Raw genomic sequence first — 7,104 nt, 5'->3', positions numbered from 1 at the left:
GCGCCGGACCCGGGGTCCGGCGCCGCGCTCCGGTCAGCCGGCCGCCGCCTCGCGCGCCCGCTTGCAGACCCCCGCGAGCGCCTCGCCCGACACCGGCGTGACGGCGCCCTCCTCGGTGACGATGGCCGTCACCAGCTCGGGCGGCGTCACATCGAACGCCGGGTTGTACGCCTGTGTCCCCAACGGTGCCACCGGGATCCCGCCGCCGGGCCCCGTGATCTGCGCCTGCGGTGCCATCACCTCGGTCACCTCGAAGCCGGGACGCTGCTCGACCTCGATGGACGCGCCGTCGAGGGTGTCCGGATCGATGGTGGTCAGCGGCGCCACCACGATGAACGGCACCCCGTGATGGCGCGCGAGCACCGCGAGCGGGTAGCTGCCCACCTTGTTCGCCACCGAGCCGTCCGCCGCGATCCGGTCCGCCCCGATCAGCACCGCGTCCACCTCGCCCGCCGCGAACAGCGAACCCGCCGCGTTGTCGGTGAGCAGGGTGTACGCCATTCCGTTGCGGGCCGCCTCGTACGCCGTCAGGCGCGCGCCCTGGAGCAGCGGACGCGTCTCGTCCACCCACAGCCGCCGCAGCCGCCCCACGCGGTGCGCCGCGAGCGCCACCGCGAAGGCCGTGCCCTCACCACCCGAGACCAGTGCCCCGGTGTTGCAGTGGGTGAGGATCCGGTGCCCGCCGCCGGGCAGCAACTCGTCCAGCAGCGCCAGACCGTGGGCCGCCATCCGCGCGCTGGCCTCCGCGTCCTGCCGGTGCAGCGTCCGCGCGGCGGCCAGCGCCGCGGCGGCCGGTCGCCGCCGCGGGCCAGCTCCGCCTCGTGTGCCGCCCGTGCCCGGCGCACACCGACGGACAGGTTCACCGCGGTGGGCCGGGCCTCCTCGATGGAGCGCGCCGCCTCGGGCACGTCGAAGCCCCGCGCGGCGGCGAGCGCGACGCCGTACGCCCCCGCGATACCGAGCAGCGGCGCCCCGCGCACGGCGAGCGAACGGATCGCCTCCACCAGCGCCGGCGCGTCCGTGCACACCAGCTCGACCTCCTCCGCGGGAAGCCTCGTCTGATCGAGAAGGACCAGTACAGGACCTTCGGGTGGTTCCTCCCATCGGATCGCCGGTATCCCGGACGGCCGTTCGTCCCCGCCGCTTCGTGCCTGATGATCAGCCATGCCGTCAGTCTGCCCCGGACACCACGGCCAACTGAAGACATCCGGCCCGTACCTCGCCCGGACCCGACGTGACCACGCCATGGCACGATGTCCACCAACCTGCCGCCGCGACCGCGGACGGGCACCGAGAAGGAGCTCCAATGACAGACACTCCGGGCTGGGCCTCGCCCGGATCCGACCCGACGCCCGAGGGACGGGAACCCGGCGCGTCCGACACCGCCGACCAGCCCGGAAACGGTTCCGGCGCACCCGCGCCGCAGCCGGGCCCGCAGCCGCAGGGCCCAGGCGCGCAGTGGTCCGGCCAGCAGCCGCCACCCGGCCAGTGGTCCACGCCCACCGGTGCCCCGGGCCCGACCCCGCCGCCCGGCCCTGGCTGGGGCGGACCCCGGCCCGGCACACCCGGCGGCGGCTACGGAGGCCCCCCTGGCTACGGCGCTCCCGGCTACGGGGCGCCCCACGGGTACGGAGCCTGGGGCGGCGGCTGGGGCGGTCCCCCGCCCGCGGCCAAGCCCGGCGTCATTCCGCTGCGCCCGCTCGGCGTCGGCGAGATCCTCGACGGCGCCGTCTCCACCCTGCGCACCTACTGGCGCACGGTCCTCGGCATATCCCTCGCGCTCGCGGTGGTCACGGAGGTCATCGCGGTCCTCGTCCAGGGCTACTTCCTGAACAGGACCGTCGAAAAGACGTCCCTCGGCGACCCGGCCATGCCGCCCGCCGAGGCGCTGCGGGTCATGGGCGAGTCCTTCCTCAGCTCCATCATCCTGGGCCTGATCACCCTGATCGGCACCCTCATCGCCACCGCGATGCTGACGAGCGTGACCAGCCGCGCGGTCCTGGGCAGGCCGGCCACCCTGGGCGAGGCATGGCGGGAGGCCCGCCCGCAACTGCTGAAGCTGTTCGGCCAGATGCTCCTGCTCGGTCTCCTCGGCCTCGGCGTCATGCTCGTCGCCTCGGTACCCGGTGTCATCGGCTTCCTCGCCGGCAGCCGGGTCGCCGGAGTCGCGCTCCTGGTCCTCGGCTTCGGCGCCGGGATAGTCGTCCTCATGTGGCTGACGGTGCGTTTCTCGCTGGCCGCGCCCGCGCTGATGCTGGAGAAGCAGGGCATCATGCACGCCCTGCGCCGCTCCGCCAAGCTGGTCAACGGCTCCTGGTGGCGCGTCCTCGGCATCCAGCTGCTCGCCGGACTCATCGTCGGCGTCGTCAGGGTGGTCATCTCGATCCCCTTCACCGTCATCGCCCTGATCACGACCGACGACGGCCTGTCCGGTCTGCTGGGCCAGAACGGCGGGCACCTCAGCTGGTCCTTCCTGATGATCGTCGGCATCGGCGCGATGATCGGCACCACCATCACCCTGCCGATCTCCGCCTGCGTCACCGTGTTCCTCTACATCGACCAGCGCATCCGCCGCGAGGGCCTCGACCTCGAACTGGCCCGCGCCGCCGGTGTCCAGGGCACCCCGGCGCACGCCGGCGCCCCCGGCCCGGTCCCGGGGAGCTGACCGGGTGCTCTTCACGGGGGGATCGTGCACGGCGCCGGGTTCGCCCGGCGCCGTGGCCACAGTCGTACACGGCCTGCTGCGCGCCTCGGGCACCTCCGTCCTCGCGGCCGGCGGCCACGGTGGCACGCCACCGGTGACCATCCCGCGCGACCCCGCCCGCGAGGCGGCCCAGCGCGAGCTGGCCAAGCGCATGTACCACGAGAACGACCCCAGCCTGTTCGAGCGGGCCCTGAAGGCGTTCTGGAACTGGCTCGGCGACCTGTTCGGCAGTGCCGCCGGACCGACCCCCGGCGGCGCCGTCGGCCTCCTGGTCGTGATCCTCTTCGTCCTCGCCGTGCCGGCCGCCCTGTGGTGGCGCCTGGGCACCCCGCGCCGCCGCCCGGCCCGCTCCGCACCCGTCCTGTTCGACGACGGCCCGCGCAGCGCCGCCGAACACCGCGCGGCCGCCGAGGCGCACGCGGCCCAGAGCCACTGGAGCCAGGCCGTCCAGGAACGCATGCGCGCCGTCGTCCGCTCCCTGGAGGAGCGCGCCGTGCTCGACATCCGGCCGGGCCGCACCGCCGACGAGGCCGCCGCCGAGGCTGGCCGCGCCCTGCCCGGGCACACCGGCCGACTGCGCGCCGCCGCCCGGGAGTTCGACGACGTGACGTACGGCGGACGCGCCGCGAGCGAGCAGTCGTACCGGCGCCTCGCCGAACTCGACCGCGATCTGGAACGCGCCAGGCCCGCCCACGCCGACAGCGCGGCCGCCACGGCCCACAGCAGCCAGGGGACCGCCGAGTGACCACCGAGGCCGCGGCGCCGACCGCCTCCACCTCCACCGCGCCCACGGCCCGCACGGTGTGGACCCGGACACGAGGCATCGTCCTCGCCGTCGTACTGCTCCTGGCCGCGGCCGTCGCCATCGCCGCCGTACGCTCCACCGAGCGGCACGGCCAGCTGGACCCGCGCTCCGCCGATCCCTACGGCAGCCGCGCCGTCGCCCAGTTGCTGGCCGATCGCGGGGTCACCACGCGCGTGGGCACCACCCTGCGCGCCGCCCGTGCCGCCGCGGGCCCCGACACCACCCTCCTCGTCGCCGTCCCCGACCGGCTCACCACCGGTCAGCAGAGCGCACTGCACCGGGCGACCGCGCCCTCCGGCGGGCGCACCGTCCTCGTCGCGGCGAGCGGCTGGTCCATCGGCCGGCTCGCCCCGGGGGTCAGCGCCGACCCCGCCGACAGCCTCGGCTCCGCCCTGGCCCCCGCCTGCGCCCTGCCCGAGGCGCGGCGCGCGGGCAGCGCCGACACCGGCGGTGTCCGCTACACCACCACCCGGCTCGACGCCGACTCCTGCTACCCCAGCGCACGGCTCGCCACCCTGCTGCGCGTCCCGGCCGCCGCCGGGGGCGACACCGTCGTGCTCGGCGCCCCCGACATCCTCTACAACAGCCGCCTCGACGAGCGGGGCAACGCCTCGCTCGCCCTGCAACTCCTCGGCTCCCGCCCCCATCTGGTCTGGTACCTCCCCTCGCTCTCCGACACTCCCCCCGCCGACAGCGACGACAAGAGCTTCTTCGACCTGATCCCCTCGGGCTGGCCCTGGGCCACCCTCCAGCTGTTCATCGCGGCCGTGCTGGCCACCTTCTGGCGGGGGCGCCGCTTCGGACCCCTGGTGCCCGAACGGCTCCCCGTCGCGATCCGCGCCTCCGAGACCGCCGAAGGCCGCGCCCGCCTCTACCGCAAGGCCAACGCCCGCGACCGCGCCGCCACCGCGCTGCGCTCCGCCGCCCGCACCCGCCTCGCCCCGCTCGTCGGGGTGCCCGTCGCCCAGGCGCACGCGCCCGAGGCCCTGCTCCCCGCGCTGTCCGCCCATCTCGCCGGAGACGGACAGGACTTGCGAGCCCTGCTCTTCGGGCCGCCACCCGGCGACGACACGGCCCTGATCGCACTCACCGACCAACTCGACGCCCTCGAAAGAGAGGTACGCCGTTCATGACGGACCCGACCACCGACAACGCCGGGCCGGCCAAGGTCGCGGACGACCCCCGCGCCTCCCTGGAGTCCCTGCGCGCCGAGATCGCCAAAGCCGTGGTCGGCCAAGACCCCGCCGTGACCGGCCTCGTCGTCGCCCTCCTGTGCCGCGGGCACGTCCTGCTCGAAGGCGTCCCCGGAGTCGCCAAGACGCTGCTCGTGCGCGCCCTCGCCGCCGCCCTCGAACTCGACACCAAGCGCGTCCAGTTCACCCCCGATCTGATGCCGAGCGACATCACCGGCTCCCTCGTCTACGACACCCGGACCGCCGAGTTCTCCTTCCAGCCCGGCCCGGTCTTCACCAACCTCCTGCTCGCGGACGAGATCAACCGCACCCCGCCCAAGACCCAGTCCTCCCTCCTGGAGGCCATGGAGGAGCGCCAGGTCACGGTCGACGGCACCCCCCGACCGCTCCCCGAGCCGTTCCTCGTCGCCGCCACGCAGAACCCGGTCGAGTACGAGGGCACCTATCCCCTCCCCGAGGCCCAACTGGACCGGTTCCTGCTCAAACTGACGATCCCGCTGCCGTCCCGTGAGAACGAGATCGACGTCCTCACCCGCCACGCCTCGGGCTTCGACCCCCGTGATCTGCGCGCCGCGGGCATACGTCCCGCCGCCGGCCCCGCCGACCTCGAGGCGGCCCGTGCCGCGGTCGCCGGGACGACCGTCTCCCCCGAGATCACGGCCTATGTCGTCGATATCTGCCGTGCCACCCGTGAATCCCCTTCCCTCACCATGGGCGTGTCCCCCCGTGGGGCCACGGCCCTGCTGTCCACCGCTCGCGCCTGGGCCTGGCTGACCGGCCGGGACTACGTCATCCCGGACGACGTCAAGGCCCTCGCCCTGCCGACCCTGCGCCACCGCGTCCAACTGCGCCCCGAGGCGGAGATGGAGGGCGTGACGGCCGACTCGGTCATCAACGCCGTCCTCGCCCACGTCCCGGTTCCCCGCTGATGGCGCTCACCGGGCGCGCCGCCCTGCTCGCGGCCCTCGGCTCCATCCCGGTCGGCATCCTGGAGCCGGGCTGGACGGGCATCCTCGCGGTCAACGGCCCGCTGGCCCTTGCCTGCGCCTGCGACTTCGCGCTGGCCGCGCCCGTACGACGCCTGGTCCTGAACCGCTCCGGCGACACCACCGCCCGGCTCGGTGAGGCCGCCGAGGTGACGCTCACGGTCGCCAACCCGACGCGACGGGTGCTGCGGGCGAGGCTCCGGGACGGCTGGCCGCCCAGCAGCTGGCTGCCCGGGACGGAGGTCGAGTCGTCCCGGCACCAGCTGACCGTGCCTTCAGGCGAGCGCAGACGGGTCACCACCCGGCTGCGTCCCACCCGCCGGGGTGACCGCCGAGCCGACCGTGTGACGATCCGCTCCTACGGCCCCCTCGGGCTGTTCTCCCGCCAGGGCGCCCATCGGGTGCCCTGGTCTGTACGGGTTCTGCCCCCGTTCACGAGCCGAAAGCATCTTCCGTCGAAACTCGCTCGATTGCGTGAACTCGACGGTCGTACAAGCGTTTTGACACGCGGTGAGGGAACGGAATTCGACAGCCTCCGCGAGTACGTCCCCGGCGACGACACCCGCTCGATCGACTGGCGGGCCACCGCTCGGCAGACCACGGTCGCCCTGCGTACCTGGCGCCCCGAGCGCGACCGGCACATCCTTCTCGTGCTGGACACCGGTCGCACCTCGGCCGGCCGGGTGGGCGACGCTCCCCGGCTGGACGCCGCCATGGACGCGGCGCTGCTGCTCGCGGCGCTCGCCTCCCGGGCCGGTGACCGCGTGGATCTGCTCGCCTACGACCGCCGGGCACGCGCCCTGGTCCAGGGCCGTTCAGCCAACGAGCTGCTGCCCTCCCTCGTCAATGCGATGGCCACGCTCGAACCGGAGCTCGTGGAGACCGACAGCCGGGGCCTGACCTCCATGGTCCTGCGCACGGCGCCCCGGCGTTCCCTGATCGTCCTGCTCACGACGCTGGACGCGGCACCGGTGGAACAGGGACTGCTTCCGGTGCTCCCGCAGCTCACGCACCGCCATACGGTCCTGGTCGCCGCCGTGGCCGACCCGCATATCGCCCACATGGCGAAGGCCCGGGGCAGTGCGGAGTCGGTGTACGAGGCCGCGGCAGCGGCCCAGGCACAGAACGAACGGCAGCGCACCGCCGACAAGTTGCGCCGGCACGGTGTCACCGTGGTCGACGCCACCCCGGAGAATCTGGCGCCGGCCCTGGCGGACGCGTATCTGGCTCTGAAGGCGGCGGGTCGGCTGTAAGCGGCCACCGATCCGCTGCCCTTCGGGGTGTACCGCCGTGCCGGAAATTGTCCCGGAACGCAGAAAACCCCCGCACCAACGGTGCGGGGGTTTCCCTAAAAATTGTTCGGCGGCGTCCTACTCTCCCACAGGGTCCCCCCTGCAGTACCATCGGCGCTGAAAG

Annotated in this window: 5 protein-coding genes and 1 pseudogene; 5 read left to right on the top strand and 1 reads right to left on the bottom strand. The window is 74.1% G+C overall.

Features of this window, described 5'->3' with window-relative positions; translation table 11 throughout:
* Positions 1-33: 33 nt before the first annotated feature.
* Positions 34-1,166 (bottom strand): annotated as a pseudogene (mtnA, locus tag ACLF5H_RS30305) (S-methyl-5-thioribose-1-phosphate isomerase).
* Positions 1,167-1,306: 140 nt separating this feature from the next.
* Here mtnA and ACLF5H_RS30300 point away from each other — a divergent pair.
* Genes ACLF5H_RS30300 through ACLF5H_RS30280 form a run of 5 tightly spaced genes read left to right on the top strand, consistent with a single transcriptional unit; the run spans position 1,307 to position 6,941 of the window.
* Positions 1,307-2,665 carry a glycerophosphoryl diester phosphodiesterase membrane domain-containing protein gene (locus ACLF5H_RS30300; RefSeq protein ID WP_421679195.1) on the top strand — a complete coding sequence of 453 codons (1,359 nt, stop codon included), beginning with the start codon at positions 1,307-1,309 and terminating at the stop codon, positions 2,663-2,665.
* A 52-nt stretch (positions 2,666-2,717) separates the two neighbouring features.
* Positions 2,718-3,449: a DUF4129 domain-containing protein gene (locus ACLF5H_RS30295; protein ID WP_421679194.1), complete on the top strand. Its 732-nt coding sequence runs from the start codon at positions 2,718-2,720 to the stop codon at positions 3,447-3,449.
* Positions 3,446-4,642, top strand: a complete 1,197-nt coding sequence (locus ACLF5H_RS30290; protein ID WP_421679193.1) for a DUF4350 domain-containing protein — start codon at positions 3,446-3,448, stop codon at positions 4,640-4,642. The genes ACLF5H_RS30295 and ACLF5H_RS30290 overlap by 4 nt, the downstream gene beginning before the upstream one ends.
* A complete protein-coding gene (locus ACLF5H_RS30285; RefSeq protein ID WP_421679192.1) occupies positions 4,639-5,631 on the top strand; it encodes an AAA family ATPase in 993 nt (330 codons plus the stop codon). The genes ACLF5H_RS30290 and ACLF5H_RS30285 overlap by 4 nt, the downstream gene beginning before the upstream one ends.
* Positions 5,631-6,941 (top strand): DUF58 domain-containing protein, encoded by a 1,311-nt coding sequence (locus ACLF5H_RS30280; protein WP_421679191.1) that lies wholly within the window; start codon positions 5,631-5,633, stop codon positions 6,939-6,941. Before ACLF5H_RS30285 ends, ACLF5H_RS30280 begins: the two co-directional genes overlap by 1 nt.
* Positions 6,942-7,104: the final 163 nt, after the last annotated feature.

Source organism: Streptomyces sp. LaBMicrA B280, from assembly GCF_049222185.1.
GTDB classification, from domain to species: domain Bacteria; phylum Actinomycetota; class Actinomycetes; order Streptomycetales; family Streptomycetaceae; genus Streptomyces; species Streptomyces murinus.
The sequence above is the reverse complement of the archived record's forward strand: the minus strand, read 5'-3'. Positions and strand labels throughout refer to the sequence as shown.